At 68.6% G+C, this 16,125-nt stretch carries 8 protein-coding genes; 4 read left to right on the top strand and 4 right to left on the bottom strand.

The annotated features are described in order from the left end of the window. The first annotated feature begins 261 nt into the window (after positions 1-261). Positions 262-2,496, top strand: a complete 2,235-nt coding sequence (locus tag LKD76_RS13235) for an MMPL family transporter (RefSeq protein WP_227981524.1) — start codon at positions 262-264, stop codon at positions 2,494-2,496. Positions 2,497-2,546: 50 nt separating this feature from the next. Here LKD76_RS13235 and LKD76_RS13230 read toward each other — a convergent pair whose 3' ends face one another. The 3 genes from LKD76_RS13230 to LKD76_RS13220 all read right to left on the bottom strand — a co-directional run bounded on the left by LKD76_RS13230 (position 2,547) and on the right by LKD76_RS13220 (position 7,302). Further along, complete coding sequence (locus LKD76_RS13230) at positions 2,547-3,506, bottom strand: terpene synthase family protein (protein ID WP_227981522.1); 960 nt, start codon at positions 3,504-3,506, stop codon at positions 2,547-2,549. Further along, positions 3,496-4,470 (bottom strand): hypothetical protein, encoded by a 975-nt coding sequence (locus LKD76_RS13225; RefSeq protein ID WP_227981520.1) that lies wholly within the window; start codon positions 4,468-4,470, stop codon positions 3,496-3,498. The genes LKD76_RS13230 and LKD76_RS13225 overlap by 11 nt, the downstream gene beginning before the upstream one ends. A 525-nt stretch (positions 4,471-4,995) precedes the next feature. Then, on the bottom strand, positions 4,996-7,302 hold the full coding sequence (locus LKD76_RS13220) for an MFS transporter (RefSeq protein ID WP_227981519.1): 2,307 nt from the start codon (positions 7,300-7,302) through the stop codon (positions 4,996-4,998). A 205-nt stretch (positions 7,303-7,507) separates the two neighbouring features. On the opposite strand from LKD76_RS13220, the gene LKD76_RS13215 reads away from it, so the two are divergent. Next, entirely contained in the window at positions 7,508-8,407 is a 900-nt protein-coding gene (locus tag LKD76_RS13215) for a phosphotransferase family protein (protein ID WP_227981517.1), read from the top strand. A gap of 81 nt (positions 8,408-8,488) precedes the next feature. Here the strand turns inward: LKD76_RS13215 and LKD76_RS13210 are convergent, their stop codons facing one another. Continuing rightward, the gene (locus LKD76_RS13210) at positions 8,489-13,954 is read right to left on the bottom strand and encodes an ATP-binding protein (RefSeq protein WP_227981515.1); all 5,466 of its coding nucleotides are present in this window, start codon (positions 13,952-13,954) and stop codon (positions 8,489-8,491) included. 447 nt (positions 13,955-14,401) lie between these two features. Here LKD76_RS13210 and LKD76_RS13205 point away from each other — a divergent pair, with 447 nt between their 5' ends. Next, on the top strand, positions 14,402-15,259 hold the full coding sequence (locus LKD76_RS13205) for an MlaE family ABC transporter permease (protein ID WP_227981510.1): 858 nt from the start codon (positions 14,402-14,404) through the stop codon (positions 15,257-15,259). Continuing rightward, positions 15,259-16,122, top strand: a complete 864-nt coding sequence (locus tag LKD76_RS13200) for an ABC transporter permease (RefSeq protein ID WP_227981509.1) — start codon at positions 15,259-15,261, stop codon at positions 16,120-16,122. Before LKD76_RS13205 ends, LKD76_RS13200 begins: the two co-directional genes overlap by 1 nt. Positions 16,123-16,125: the final 3 nt, after the last annotated feature.

The raw sequence follows: 16,125 nt of genomic DNA, 5'->3' as shown, positions 1-16,125 counted from the left end.
GTTTTGGATCCACCAACGAAATCGCCGATCCCGGTTTGTGATTCCGCCCAGCGCCGCCACCGGGGCGCGCGTCGAATTCGGTGACATGTCTTGAACACGCAGTGACACAACAGTATTCGAGTCACGTGCAAGAGTCGTTGCGCAACAACGACGGGTGCCGGTACCCACATCTCACAACGAGACCGCCGCGCGGCTATGACCCGTGGGAGAATTCCCTTCGGCCACGGGAAATCACTCCGATCCGGCCCTATGTTTCGTTCGATGCTCATTTTCCGCCCGGGTCGCTGGGCCGATATCGTGCTGCGCCGGCGGTGGACGGTCGTCGTCGCGATGATCGCCGGACTCATCGCGCTCGGCGCCTACGGGCTCGGTCTCGGTGATCATCTCAGCTCCAGCGGCTGGGATGATCCGACCTCGGAATCGGTCCGCGCCGCCGCCGTGCACCAGGAGATCTTCGGCCGCGACCACAGTGCGGACGTGCTTGTGCTGTACCACGCGCCGCCGGGTTCCACGATCGACGATCCGGCGTTCTCCGCCCCGATCGTGGCCGCTCTCGACAGTCTGCCGCAACGGTTTCCGGACCGGATCGACCGCGTCAACGGGGCCTACTGGCCGACCCGCACCGGGCTGGCGCTGCCGGATGTCTTCGGTTCCAAGGATCGTCGCGCCGCGTTCGCCTCGATCGCGATCCACGGCGACACTCCGACCGAGCAGATGCGCAACTACCGGGCCGTCTCCCACGAGTTCACCGTCGCGGGGGTGGAGATGGAGGTGGCCGGCGGGCAGGCGGTCGCCGGTGCGCTCAACGACACCATGGCCCACGATCAGCAGCGGATGGAACTGTTCGCCATCCCGGCGGTGGCCGTGCTGCTGTTCTTCCTCTTCGGTGGTGCGGTGGCGGCCGCGCTGCCACTGCTCGTCGGTGGGCTCACCGTGGGCGGCGCATGGGGGATCATCCGTGTGCTGACCACGGTCACGGAGGTGAATTCGTTCGTCTCCCCGGTGGTTTCGATGGTCGGGCTCGGTCTGGCCATCGACTACGGACTGTTCGTGCTGAGCCGGTTCCGCGATGAACTCGCCGCCGGGCGGGAGGTCGACGACGCGGTTCGCCGGTCGATGGCCACCGCCGGTCACACCGTCGCGATCTCCGCGACCATCGTGGTCGTCGCCGCGGCCGCGGTGCTGGTGTTCCCGCAGGGATTTCTGCGCTCGTTCGCCTACGGCGCCATGATCACCGTGGCGCTGGCCGCGATCACCTCGATCACGCTGCTCCCGGCCGTCCTGGCGGTGCTGGGGCATCGGGTGGATCGATTCGGCGTGGGCTGGTTCCGCACCACCGCCCCACCGGACCGGGTCCCGGACAATCGCTGGGGCCGGATCGCGGCACGCGTGCTGAAACGGCCGCTGGTGGTAGCGGTTTCGGTCGTGGTCGGGCTGCTGGTGCTGATCGCGCCGATCCGTGATCTGGCGTTCGGCACCATCAACGAGAGGTTCCTGCCCCCGCAACACCCGACCCGGCTGGCGCAGCAGCATTTCGACGAGATCTTCCCCCTGCGCCGGATCGACCCGATCGATCTGGTCCTGATCACCTACGACCCCGCCGCCAAGGACGAGGTCCTCGCCGCGGCCGACCGTGCCCCCGGGCTCGCGGCATCGTTTCCGGGGTGGCTGCAACGCCCGGCGCAATCCAGTGTGTTCACCACCCAGACGGTGCTGGCCTCGGCCGCCGATCGCGACGCCTGTATCGACTATCTGCGGGCCATGCCGCTGCCGAAGGGCACCACCCTGCTCGTCGGCGGGCAGCCCGCCATCGAGAAGGACAGTATCGACGCGCTGGTACACCGCGTTCCGCTGGTGGTGGCCCTGGTCTTCCTGGCGACCACACTGCTGATGACGCTGAGCCTGCGCTCGCTGCTGCTGCCGTTGAAGGCGGCCGCGCTCAATCTGCTCGGGCTGGGCTCGACGATCGGCATCCTGACGTGGATCTTCGTGGACGGTCACGGCGCCGGAGTGCTCGGCTTCACGCCGCAGCCGATCATGTCGCTGGTGCTGGTGGTGATCGTGTCGGTGATCTACGGGCTGTCCACCGATTACGAGATATTCCTGTTGTCGCGGATGGTGGAGGCCCGCGCGGCGGGTGCGTCCACCGCCGGGGCGATCCGCGCCGGTGTCGCGCACACCGGCCGGATCATCACCGCCGCGGCGCTGATCCTGCTGGTCGTCACCGGCGCCTTCGCCCTGTCGGATCTGGTGATGATGCAATACATCGCCATCGGGATGGTGGCGGCGCTGCTGATCGACGCGACCGTGCTGCGAGTGCTGCTCGTCCCGGCCACCATGCGGCTACTCGGTGACACCGTGTGGTGGGCGCCGAAGTGGTTGCGCCGCAAGCCGACACCCGCGCCCGCGGCCGACATTGCCCACGATGGCGAGGTTTTCGACGCACCCGAATGGAAGGATGTCGCTCCGGCGACCGCCGCGACCCAGCGGGTGTGAGTGATCGTCTCCGCCGGCGGGCTCGGCCGCGGCGCACAGCCGCTCTCCCGCTAGTCGCGGCGGGCGGCAGCCTCCGACAACTCGTCGAGCAACTGTCGCGCTCCCGGATACCGATGTGAGCTCAGATGACGGATCGCCGCCACATTTCCCGCGAGTACCGCCGACAGGATCTCGAGGTAGTCCCGTACGGTCGAATCGCGTTGCGCGAGAGCCGACACCGAACCGTCGGCGGCATTGCGGAACGCCGCGACCGAGACCCGGTAGGCCGTGACGGCTGCCCGGACACCGGCTTCCACACTGCCCAGATCACGGGCGTAGTGCAGCACACTGTTCAGGCTCGCCGGTGCGTCGGTGCCGGGCGGCGGTTCGGCCTCCCGCAGGTAGGAAGCGATGTCATTGCCCCGGGCGACGCATTCCGAAACCAGTTCCAGCACACCGGCCGCCCGCAGCGCGGCATCGGCCTCGGCCGGCACCCGCAGATCCCGGGCGACCCGATGACACCACACATAGGGCGCCACGGCGATGGTGTGGCGGCGCACCGACCAGTGCGCGGCCCAGTCGACCGTGTTCAGATCGAGCTCGCGTTCGCGCATCCGGGCGTCGATGGTGTCGCGGACCGCGCGCTCGAATCCGGCGGCGGGCAGGCCACGTTCGGTCATCGTGGCCACGATCGAGCGATAGCAGGACACCAACTCGTGTTCGGTGCCGACCTGCCCGGTGCGCAGATAGGTGACGAAACGGCTGAGATCCGGCAGCCCGTCGTAGGCGTCGTCGGCCAGCAGGGTCACCGCCACGTACTGTGCGCACAACAGGTTTTCGGCCATGGTGGCATCCGCCGGCGCGCAATGCAGTTCGTAGCTGCTGGCGACGTAGGCGTCCATGGCGTGGCGTTCGGCGCCCAGCGCACAGGTGCAGTGCGCCATCAGCCAGCCGAACAGTTGCTCGGCCAGCTCCTCGTGTCGTCTCCCCGGCAGCAGGTGGGCCCGGAACGGGGCCAGCTCATCGGTCACAGGCCAGCGCCCCCGCCGCGAAGATGGAGGTCAGCGCGGCCGAACCCCAGTAGAGCGGCAGCCTGCCCATCCGGTAGTACGCCGCGGCCGGCCAGCCTCCCGCGTCGTCCTGCCGGGCCAGCAACAGTTCCCGGCGCCGATCCTGTTCGAGGTCACCACCGAGGTTGTCCGCGGCGATGACCGTCAGCGCCAGATCCAGCGCCGAGAGTCGGTCCGCCGCATCGGCGTCGGCCAGGCCGTCGGCGAGCGCGGCGCCACAGGCCGCCGCGATATCGGGGAAGGCGGCGCACAATCGAGAGACCGAGTGCAGGAACGGTTCCGGTCGTGGGTAGTAGCGCGTCCCCTCGCGATAGCGGCCCGACCTCAGATGGTCGAGTACGTAGTCCGTGGTCGCGGAGCTGATTCCGTCCGGATCCTCCAGGCCGCAGGCCTGCGCGTGCCGGAGGATGTACAGCGCGTTGGCGCAGGCCACCGCGTCGTAGCGGGGACCGCGCGTCAACGTCCCCGGATCGGACAGATCCTGCCAGTACACCATCACCACGCCCGGCCGGATCGCGGTTCCGTTCGACGCCGCGGCATCGGGCAGTACGCCCGCGGCGAGGAGCTCGCGCCCGAAGCCGACGAGTTCGTGATCGGTGATCAGGCCGCGATCCCACAGGGCGCCCACGGCCATCGCGGTGCAGTCACTGTCGGCGGGAAAGCCGTTGTGGTCGAAGAAGAACCCGAACCGGTTGTGGTCGTCCCGACCGGACCACACCACCTCGGCCAGGTTCTCGACCAGCTCGCGGTCACGCGCGCTCGAGGTATAGGGCACATGCGCCAAAGCCAGGCTGGCGCTGAATCTTTCGTCGCCCAGATCGAATCCGATATCGCGGCCGAATTCCCGCAGCAGCACATGCCGGCCTTCGGCGGCGTGACAGGCCGCCGCCATCATCGGCGACAACGAGACCTCTGCGCGGGGCACACCGCGCTCATCCGATCGAGAGTGGAGGAAGTCCTTCGCATGCGCCACCGCGCGCTGCCGACAGTCGATGTCCGGTGCAGCCATGTTCGTGCCAAACTCGCTCTGTAGGGTCGCAGCATCCACTGTCGAGCCGATCGATGCGCGAGTGCGGCTGTGTGGAACCGGCACCCCCGCAAGGTGACATCGAGTATTACCGATGCAAGTGCATCCGATGCATACGGGGGCGGATCGGTGCCGATCTGTAATACTTCAGCGAATCCCACACGGCCTCACCGCATCTCACCGGATCGAGGCACGAATCGAGCCTTCGACACAGGCGGCCGGATACCGTGTTCCCCCTCATCGCTTCGGCAAAACCCCTTGTGCACCACCGGTTCTGCACCTCGACAAGAATCGGGCCGGTCCTCGCTGTTTCCTCCAGCGAGACCGGCCCGATTCGTTGTCGTCACGGTTGCGACGGCCCGATCGACATCGGCTGTGGCGCCGCGCACCTTTCCGGTTACCGGCGGTGACGGGCATCGCGCTCTAGCGGGCCGGGACGTGCACCGTCTCGTCGTAGCTCAGCTCCATGTCGTGGGTGACGGTGCCACCGCTGACGTTAACGGTGCTGGCGACCGAGGGATAGCCGCGCGCGACCACGGTGTAGTTGCCCGCCGGCAGGGCCGGGACTCGGTAACGGCCGGCGGAGTCGGTGCGGGCGGTGCCGACCGGCTCACCGGCCGAATCGACCACCGTCACTTGCGCATTCGGCACCGCCCTGCCCTGCGTCTGCACCGCGCCGGCCAGATTCGCCATCGGGGCCAGTGCGGTGTCGTGGTGCAGCAGTCCGGTGGCCGGCACCGTGAGCGTGACGGCCTGCGGCGCCATCGCGTCGGCGACCACCACCAGGGTGTGGGTACCGGGCGCCACGCCGCGGCAGATATAGCCGCCGTCGGCTCCGGTGACGGCGGCGCCGACCACCTCGCCACCGGCGTCGGTGAGGGTTACCGTCGCGTCGGCGACCGGCTCGTCCGTCCCGGCTCGGCGCACCGTTCCGGTGAGCTCACCGGAACTCGGCAGTTCGAGGTCCACCCGCTGCGCGGCAGCACCGACGATCACGGTCACCGCGACCGGCCGATGGGCCGCCGCCGAGGCGATCAGCACATAGCTGCCCGGTTGCGGCGCGGCGAGCCGATAGCCGCCGTCGGACCCGCCCACCGCACGCGAAACCTGATGTCCGCGTTGGTCGATCAGCGTCAGCGCGACACCGGAGACCGGGCGGCCGTTGTCGCCACCGATACTCCCGGCGATGGACGGCTCGTCGAGCCCGGCCGTCGCCGGCTGCGCCGCCGCGACGCCGGAGGCGACCGCGGACAGGCCGTTCTCGCCGGCTTCGACGAGGGTCTGCACCATGGCCTCGGCCGCGGCCGACCCGGCCGGTTCGACGGTCTCGGCCGGTGCGCCGTGTGTGCGGACCGCCGGGATGATCAGGGCCGCCGCCGCCGCGAGGACGGAAACGCCCGCGAGGAACCAGAAGACCTTGGAATAGCCCGAATCCGCGGGCAGACCGTGCGCGGTAGTGGCGCCCGAGGTCAGCAGCACGGCCGAGACAGCGCTGCCGATCGCGCCGCCCACGGTGCGCACATTCGCGTTCATACCGGTTGCCGCGCCGGTCTGGGCGGGCGGCACCGCGGCCACGATGATGGCGGGCATCGACGAGAACGCCAGGCCGATACCGACACCCAGCAGGGCGCCCGCCACGTAGATCTCCCAGCTGTGATCGTGCCCGACGGCGAGCATCACGAACGCCGGAACGGTGATGACACTGCCGATGACCACGATGGCCTTCGGACCGACCCACGCCGCGAGCGGGCCGATGGCCAGCCCGATCGCGAACATCGCGATCGACAGCGGCAGCATGTACAGCCCGGACTGGGTGATGCTGGCGCTCAAGCCGTAGCCGGCCACCGACTTCGGCGTCTGCAACAGCTGCGGCAGGAACGTCATCATCGCGTACATACCGGCACCGGTCAGCACGGCGACCAGATTGGTGGTCCACACCGCCGGGATGCGCATCGTCCGCATATCGATCAGCGGCGTCTCCGACCTCAGTTCCACCACGATCCATCCCGCGGCGCAGACCACGGCCAGCGCGAACAACCCGAGGGTCGCACCCGAGGTCCAGCCCCACGCCGGTCCCTTGCTCACGGCGAGCAGCAGCGCCACGAGCCAGGCCGACAGCAGAATCGCCGCCCCCCAATTGATCCGGCCGGGACTGCGCACCGGCGATTCGGGGACGAACAGGATCGCGGCCACGGCGGCGACCGCGGTGATGATCATCGGCACCCAGAACAGCCAGTGGTAGTTCAGATGGTCGACGATCGGGCCGGCCAGCACCAGGCCCAGGCCGGAGCCGACGGCGATCAGCGAGGACGCGATACCCACCGCCCCGTGCAGCTTGCGCGCCGGGAACTCGTCGCGAATGATGCCGAAGGCCAACGGGATCACGCCGCCACCGAGGCCCTGGATGACCCGGGCGACGATCATCACGCCGATCGAGTCGGTCAGCGCCGCGATCAGCGAGCCGACGGTGAGCGCGACCAGGGTGACGACGAGCATGCGCTCCTTGCCGACCTTGTCACCGATTCGCCCGAGGATGGGCGTGGCCACCGACGCCGACAGTAGATACCCGGTCATCAGCCAGGTCGCCGTGCTCTGCGTGGTGTGCAGAGCCGGAATCAGCAGTGCCAGCACCGGCACGACCATCGACTGCAGCAGGGCGTACGCGGATATTCCGAGCAGCAACACCGCGAAGACGAGGTTGTAGTGCGGGCGAGATGTGACGCGCGACACGGATCGTTTCCTCCCCACGAGCTTAAGCGGAGTGAATCTCCGTTTAAGAACCCTAACAGAGATGAAGGACCCCGATTCACCTCACAGACGTGATCTCGGCCTCAACTTCAAGTAACCACCAAGTTGCCGAAACCGCGTCGGCCGGCCCGCCGATGCCACACAATGAACGACAACATTGGAGTCCGGCACCGAATTGGATATCCGCATGACAACAGAACTAGCGGGAAACGGCGCGTTGTCGGTTCTGCACGCAGCCTGTTTGAGCGTCGGAATGGAGTCGGGGGGCGCCCGGCCGGTGCCGTTCGGGACCGGAATCGGCTACCGACTACCCAGCGGCGTCATGGTCCGGATCAGCGGCCCCGGCCACGGTCCCGGAACCCGCCGGGAGATCGACGCGGCGCGCTGGCTCAGCGAGTCCGGTATCGCGGCCATGGACGCGGTGCCCGGCGTACGTCAGCCATTGGAAATCCACGGACGGACCGTGACGTTCTGGCTCGATCCGCCGCCACATCAGCACGGCACACTCGGTGATGTCGCCGCGACCCTGCTCCGGTTGCACAGCCTGGCGCCACCGACAGACTTCTCCCTCGGGCAGTTCCAGCCCTTCCTCGGTATCGCCGAGACCATCGAAACGGCCGACGTCTTCAGCGTCGACGACCGCCGGTGGCTGCGCGCGCACCTCGGCGAATTGCGCGGGCGCTGGGCGGATCTGCCCAGCGGCCTGCAATGGTGCGTGGTTCACGGCGGAGCATGGGACGGGGAGTTCGCGACCACCACGGATCATCGTGTGCTGGTGCTGAATCTGGAGAATCTGGCGATCGGCCCGCCCGAATGGGATCTGGTGCCCACCGCGATCGAATTCGCGTCCTTCGGCTGGATCACCGCGGCCCAGTACGCCGGATTCTGCGATACCTACCACTACGACGTCATGCGCTGGGGTGGATTCTTCCTGCTGCGCGACATCCTGGAATTCCGGATGACCATCGACGCCGCCCGTGCCGCCGCCGAGGACCCGGCCCACCGGCCGCAGGCCCGGCTGCGACTGTCCTGTATCCGCGGCGACGAGGGGCCACGGCAGTGGCCGGGGTGGGAACCCGTGCCCTGACCGAACTCCGGTCACACGCGTCCGGCCGGGCCCCGCGACTGTGCGGGGCCCGGCCGGACGAGCGTCGTCGATCGAGAGTGGTTACGCGGCGCCGCCCTCGATCGCCTCGATAATGCGAGGACGCAGCTCACGGGCGCTGATCACCGCGTCGACCGAACCGACCTCCACCGCGCGGTGGATGTTGTGCACCCGGTCGAATTCCGCGGCGACCTCACCGAGCTTCTCGGCACGCACGGTCGAACGGAGTTCGTCGAGTTCGGCGGAGGCCTCCGCACGTTCGGTTCCCGATGCGTTGGCCACCCGGGACTCGAGCTCACGAACCCGCGGGTCCTTGGCGGTGCGGGTATCGACCTCGCCGGCGAACACCACCGCGGCGGCGGGGGCGCCACCGAGCACCGAAGCGAACGAACCCTCCAGTGCGAGCACCGTCATATTCGGGTTCAGCGCCTTCGAGAAGACCACGAACGCACCGCCGTGGTACCGCGAGATCACGCAGAACACGATGGGCCCACGGAAATTCACGATCGCCCGGCCGATTTCGGCACCGTACTCGAGCTGCAGTTTGCGCATCGACTCCGGCGATCCGTCGAAGCCCGACAGGTTCGCCAGCACCACCAGCGGACGGTTGCCGCTGGCCGCGTTGATCGCACGGGCGGCCTTCTTCGACGACCGTGGGAACAGGGTGCCCGCGGTGTAGGTGTCCGGGCCGTCGGTGGACGGGAATCCGTGCCGCGGCACACCCCGCGACTCGATACCCAGCAGGCAGACCGGAATACCGCCCAGATGCGCATCCTGCACCACCGCGGTCTCGGCATCGGCCATACCGGCCCACCGCTCCAGGACCGGGTGGTCCTGATCGGCGAGCGCCCGCATCACGGTCCGAATATCGAACGGCTTCTTGCGATCCGGGTTCGCGGCGGCGGAGAAGATCTCGCCCACCGTGGTGAAGTCGCTGTCGGCCAGCGTGTGCGGGAAGGTGCAGACATCGCGGTCGATCGGGTCGGTGGTCTGCGCCCGGCGCGGGGACTGCTCCCCCGGTGCGATGTAGGTGTGGTCGTAGTGCGACATCAGCACATCACGAGCGGCGGACAGGTTCGGCGCCCAATACTGCGCCTGCCCGTTCGGGCCCATGACCCGGTCGTAGCCACCGATACCGAAGTTGTCCTCCGCCGATACACCACCGGAGAAGTCCAGCGCCTGCTTACCGGTCAGCACCATGGCCGAATCCGGCGTCATCACCAGGATGCCCTTGGTGTGCATGAGCATCGTCGCCTCGGCGTTCCAGTACGGCTGCGCGCCGACGTTGATGCCCGAGACCACGATGTTGATCTCACCGCCGTCCTGGGTGAATTCGACGATGCGCTTGAGCGCCGCCGCCACCCAGTCCATGTTCTCGGTACCGGATTTCATCGAGATCCGAGCACCGGAGGACAGGGCGTACCACTCCAGCGGCACCTGCAACTTCTCGGCCAGATCCAGGGCCGCGATCACCCGGCGGCATTCCGGCTCCGACAGCGCGCCCAGCGATTTCGTCGGATCGCCGAGCAGGACGACGCGGGTGACCCCCTCGGGATGCCGCTCGGTCGGCGTGCTGACCACACCCGCGACCATCGCCGCGGTGTTGTGGCCCTTGGGCCGGTCGACCGGCACCAGCGCGTGGTCGGCGTCGAGGTCGTATTCGGCGAAATCACCGAGCAGACCCGTCAATTCGTACGGGTAGACGGTGTTGCGGCTGCTGGCACGCAGCACCTTCTGCCGGTACTCGTCGAGCGGCTCGACCGGATCGTCGGTCCGCTCACCGACGGTGACCTCGGTGCCTCCGGTGGCGTCGAAGCGGAAGCGCACCACGACCTTGACCAGTTCCCCGGTCTCCGGATCGGGCTGTCGGGCGATGAGCAGGATCTCCTCGAGCCCGGCGCCCGCGGTCGTCGGTTCCACGCGCCCGACGATGGTGTCCAGTTCGGCGCGGGTGACATCCAGCGGCGGCCAGATGTAGAGCACGATCCGGTTGGTGTGGTAGCGCTTGCGCGACGGCCGCCGTGACTGGGCGCGGCGGATCGAGTCGACACAGGTCGCCACGGTGCTCTCGGCGGTCGGCAGCGCGAGCAGCCGGCCGTCGTGTTCGCGCAGTGCGGTCAGGTCTCGGACCTGGGCGAAGGCGATCAACCGCTCATCGGCGGGGTTCTCCTTGGCCACCCCCTGGAACAGGTAGACCTCCTCGTCGGAGGACGGCAGCCGGGTGAGGTCGAACTTGCGCAGCCGGCGCATCTGCATGCGCTCGGCGATGTAGGGGTGCAGCCCGCGGATGAGCCGCTCCTCCGACAGTCCGGTGGACGACGGGCGGAAGGTGAAGTGGTGGTGCATGACCGCACCGCCGCTGCCCGCCACCGTGGCGGTGATCCGGTGCACCTGGCCGGGCAGAGCGCGCGCGCCGAGTACCTCCTGCAGGGCCGCGGCCATCGCGTCGAAGTCCTCCGGCTGGTTCTCCCAGCCGAGGTAGATATCGGCTTCGATGGAGGCCGCACCGGCCGCCAGCTCACCGAGTCCGCCCAGCACCGTGTCGAGCGCATCGAAACTGACCGCCGCCGACACCAGGCTCACTCCGCGCCGTTCGGCGACGACGAAGCTGCAGCCGTCGACCTCCTGGGTGCGGACGCCGTCGAGCCCCTTGTTGCCGTAGTAGCGGCGGGTCAGCACCTCGAGCATGACGGTGTTGTCGGGAATGCCGCGCTCCAGGCGCTGGGCCAGCAGCCGCACCAGCGGCTCGGTGCTGCGCACCATCTCGGCGATCCGATCGTCGCGATCGGCGGCGGCGGGCTGCGCGTCCAGATGGCTCAGGTGCTTGCGGACGGTGGCGTACACACGGGCGCGATTACGCCGCAGCAGCGGCTGGCCGTACCAGGCGTAGACCACACCGCGGGTCAGGTCGGCGATCACCGGGAAGCGCACCTGCGTCACGGCGACCAGGCGCTCCAGTGCCAAGCCGACCGGCTCGCGCAGTACCCGATCCGGCACGGGCTCGTTCAGCCACTCGCGCAGCAACGCGGTGACGACCGTGACGGTGTCGGAGGGACGCTGCTGGGCGAGGAAGATACGGAAGACCGCGGCCTCGAGTTCCGGAGTCCGGTCCAGTTCGCTGACGCCGTAGTGGCCGAGCGCCTTGGACAGCTTCGCCCGGTAGGACTCCGGCAGTCCGGCCCGGTCGACGTCCAGGCTCTGCAGATAGGTGTGGAAATACTCCCGCGCGCTGTGCACGTGCCGGTTGGCGGCGTCCTCGCCCCAGGCCCGGTTGTTGCTCAGTTCGGCCAGGTCGGTGAACAGCTCGACCAGTTCGAGTTCCTCGGCCAGCGGCCGGCGGTTGTCCGCGATGGCCTCGCGGCGCACGGCCAGATAGTCGGCGAGGACCCGGCGGTCGTCGTGCGGGTCGACGTCGAATCCGAGCAGCAGGCCGCGCAGATCCTGCTGACCGCGGACCGTGCGCTCGTGCGCGAGCACCCGGGTGGGCGCGTCGGGCAGATCCAGATCGACCGATTCGGCGGCCTGCGCATCGGCCGCGGTGTCGTCCGCGTCGTCGGCGATCGGCTCCAGGCGCAGCAGCGGCGCACCGGCCTCCACCTGCGAGCCGACGGAGACGCCGCATTCCTTGAGCCGGCCCTTGAACGGCGCCCGCAGCACCGTCTCCATCTTCATGCTCTCGAGGACCAGCACCGGCGCGCCGGCCTCGACCTCGTCACCGACCTCGAGCGGCTTGGCGACGACCAGCGCCGGCGCCGGCGAGCGCACGACGCCGCCCTCGTCGCGGCTGACCCGGTGGGTCACGCCGTCGACATCGACCACGTGGGTCGGACCGTGGGTGCCGGTGACCAGGCGGTACCGGACACCGTTGACCACGATCTGACCGGTGTGCCGATCGAAACGCTCGAGATCGACGTCGGCGGTGTGGACATCGGCGCCGGACTCGATACCGATCCGGAAGCGGTGCGCGCCCACCCGGGCGACCCGGAGCCGGTAGCTCGCGCCGCGCAGCTTCAGATCCAGCGGGCGGCCGCTCTCGTGCTGCACCTGCGGACGGCCACCGGCGGCGGTGGACAGCAGCCGATCTCGCTCGGCGCGCTCCTCCTGCTCGTAGGCGTCGATGGCGGCGGCGGCGAGGGCGACCGCGGTGTGACGCTGGGCGACCAGGCGACCCTCACCACGGACGCGGTCGATCCAGCCCGTGTCGGCGCTGGCGTCGATCACCTCGGGCTGGTCGAGCAGGTCGAGAACGAAACTCTTGTTGGTGGCGCCACCTTCGATGATGACCCGGGTCTCACCGACGGCCCGGCGCAAACGGCCCAGCGCCTCCTCACGGTCCCGGCCGTAGGCGATGATCTTGGCGATCATCGAGTCGAAGTCGGCGGGGATGGTGTCGCCCTCGCTGACGCCGGTGTCGACGCGGATACCCGGTCCGGCCGGCAGATCCAGCAGCGCGATCCGGCCCGGGGCCGGGGCGAAGTCGCGATCGGGGTCCTCGGCGTTGAGCCGGGCCTCGATCGCGTGCCCGCGCTCGGTCGGCGGCTCACCCTCGAGTGTGCCGCCCGAGGCCACGTGCAGCTGGGCGCGCACGAGGTCGAATCCGGTGGTGTACTCGGTGATCGGGTGCTCGACCTGCAGGCGGGTGTTGACCTCGAGGAAGGCGAACAGCTGGTCGCCGGGGTGGTAGAGGAATTCGACGGTCGCCGCGCCGCGGTAACCGACGGCGACCGCCAGCCGCTCGGCCGACCCCTTCAACTCCGCGACCTGCTCGGGCGCCAATACCGGCGACGCCGACTCCTCGATGACCTTCTGGTTGCGGCGCTGCACCGAGCAGTCGCGCACACCCAGCGCCCAGGCCGTGCCCTGACCGTCGGCGATCACCTGGACCTCGACGTGGCGGGCACCGGTGACCAGGCGCTCGAGGAATACGACACCACTACCGAAGGCGCGTGCGGCTTCCTGGCTGGTGCGCTCGTAGGCGTCGACCAGCTCGGCCTCGTTGGTGATCACGCGGATTCCGCGACCGCCGCCACCGGCGGTCGCCTTCAGCATCAGCGGGTAGCCGATCTCCCCGGCGGCCGTCACCGCCGCATCCAGGTTGTCGACCGCGCCGCGGCTCCACGGGGCGACCGGGACACCGACCTCTTCGGCGATCAGCTTCGCGCCGATCTTGTCGCCCAGTTTGCGCATCGCATCCGGGCTGGGGCCGATGAAGGTCACACCGATCTGCTCACACAGCTCCGCGAAGGCGGGATCCTCGGCGACGAAACCCCAGCCGACCCAGGCGGCGTCGGCTTTCGTCGCGACCAGCGCCCGCTCGAGGGCCTTGAGGTCCAGATATGGTCGAGCCGATGCCGGACCGAGGTCGTAGGCGATATCGGCCTCGCGCACGAATGTGGCGTTCCGGTCGACGTCGGTGTACAGAGCGACGGTTTCGATCTGTCTCGCGGTCGCCGCGGCCAAATCTCGGACGGCGTGGATGAGACGCATGGCGGCCTCACCCCGGTTCACGATGGCGATGCGGCTGAACACTCGCCAGCTCCTTTCACTACACAGCAGGGCCCGATCGGGCGAGATTTCGTCTACCGGTCATCGGTAGTCTCCCCCTGTATCGCTCATGGGTATACAGCGTGACAGGGTTACCCGCACGTATCTTCGGAAATGCCCCCTATAAGACCATGTTCGCCGCCTTTTCGAGCACCTCGTGGCAGGAACCTGCGAGTGCCGGCGAACCGGGACACCGGTCTTTCACATCGCGTGGCCGTGCCGTGCCGCGCGGGCGAGGACATCGTGGCCGCGCCGCGGCGGTGGCACCGTGGCCGCGCCGCGGCGGTGGCACCGTGGCCGGTCGAATCACCTTCGCACACCCCGCCGACCCAGCATTCCGAATAACAGAACACCTATCTGGATTAGTGTCTGGAATGTGGTCCAGATCATATGGTAGTTTCCCCGCATTGCGTCGGCGATACGGGAGGTTCCATGTCGATCGCAGAACTCGACATAGGCCCCGCGGCGGAACAACCCCGAGCTCGCGCGGCCCTGCGCCGGAATTTTTCCGACACTGTTCTGTCCAGCCTGGCCACCCTCGGCCGAGCCCTGCGGATGGGAGCGCAAGCCGCCCGGATCGGTGTCGTCGACGCGGCGCGGATGCGGTTCCGGACCCACGAAACCCTCACGCAGGCATGGTTTCTGATCAAGGTCACCGCCATCCCGAGTGTGCTGATGGCGATCCCGTTCGGCGTCATCGTGTCCACGCAGGTCGGCAATATCGTGTCCCAGCTCGGCGCCGATTCGATGATCGGCGCGGCCGGCGGGCTCGGCGTGATCAAGCAGGGCGCGCCGCTGGCGACCGCGATGATGCTGGGCGGCGCAGGATCCGCGGCCATCGCCTCCGATCTGGGCGCCCAGACCATCCGCGAGGAGGTCGACGCCATGCGCGTCATGGGCATCGATCCGGTCCAGCGCCTGGTGGTTCCGCGGATCGCGGCGATGATGCTGGTCGCGCCCCTGCTCAACGTCCTGATCGTCAGCGTCGGCATCGTGTCGGGCTTCGCCGTCGCCGTCACCGCCCTCGATGTCACCCCGGGTAGTTACTGGCAGTCGTTCGGCGCGTTCACCACGCCGCTCGATGTGTGGGTCTCACTGATCAAGGCGCTGATCTTCGGCTTCCTGGTCGTCGTCATCGCCTGCCAGCGCGGACTCGAAGCCAGAGGCGGCCCGCGCGGCGTCGCCGACGGAGTCAATGCCGCCGTCGTCATGTCCGTTGCCGCCGTCACCGTCCTCAATACCGCCATCACCCAGGTGGTCACCATGTTCTTCCCGGTGAGGATGGCGTGATGACGGCGACGCCGTACGCGCCGTTCGGACTGCGACGGACCAACCGCGTCCGGCGCCGTTTCCATCCGATGGCCCCGGCGGAGGCCATCGGATTCGCCCTCGGCTTCGGCTGGCAGGTGCTGTCGTCGGCGCCCTACACCCTGACGCACTACCGCCGTCAGACCATCGCGGTCATCACCGATATGACCTGGGGGCGCGGCTCGGTGATCATCGGCGGCGGTGTGGTGCCGCTGATGCTGCTGCTGGGCGCCGCCATGGGCGCCTCCATCGGTATCGAGGCGTACAGTGCGCTCAATCTGCTGTCACTGGGGCAGCTCAGCGGCCTGATCTCGGCATTCGGCGTCACCCGGGAACTGGCGCCGATCGCGGCCGGGGTGGGGTTCGCCGCCCAGGCCGGTTGCCGGATGACCGCCGAGATCGGATCCATGCGCATCTCCGAGGAGATCGACGCGCTGGAATCGCTGGGCGTGCGGTCGGTGCCGTTCGTGGTGACGACCCGGGTCATCGCCGGCATCATCGCGGTCGCACCGGCTTTCGTCGTCGCGCTGATCCTGAGCTACCTGTCGTGCGAGCTGATCGTGACGACCATCCACGGCACCCCGGCCGGGACCTACGACCACTACTTCGACCAGTTCGTCCTCGGCTGGGATGTCATCGCCGCCACCGTCAAGGTGATGGTCTTCGCCCTCGCCGTAGTGCTGATCCATTGCTACCAAGGGTTTTTCGCCACCGGCGGCCCCGAGGGGGTGGGCACCGCCTCCGGCCGCGCGATCCGGGCCAGCCTGGTCTCGATCATCGCCCTCGACATGCTCACGACCATCGTTCTCTGGGGATTCCGATCCCCCATCACGTTCACCGGGTGACCT

This window comes from Nocardia spumae (assembly GCF_020733635.1).
Lineage (GTDB): Bacteria > Actinomycetota > Actinomycetes > Mycobacteriales > Mycobacteriaceae > Nocardia > Nocardia spumae.
Note: the sequence above shows the minus strand (reverse complement) of the source record. Positions and strands in the feature narration are given on the sequence as shown.

Excerpts from the sequence above, each read along its gene's own strand:
- LKD76_RS13235 (WP_227981524.1), top strand. The coding sequence starts at position 262 with ATGCTCATTTTCCGCCCGGGTCGCTGGGCCGATATCGTGCTGCGCCGG.
- LKD76_RS13215 (WP_227981517.1), top strand. The coding sequence starts at position 7,508 with ATGACAACAGAACTAGCGGGAAACGGCGCGTTGTCGGTTCTGCACGCA.
- LKD76_RS13205 (WP_227981510.1), top strand. The coding sequence starts at position 14,402 with ATGTCGATCGCAGAACTCGACATAGGCCCCGCGGCGGAACAACCCCGA.
- LKD76_RS13200 (WP_227981509.1), top strand. The coding sequence starts at position 15,259 with ATGACGGCGACGCCGTACGCGCCGTTCGGACTGCGACGGACCAACCGC.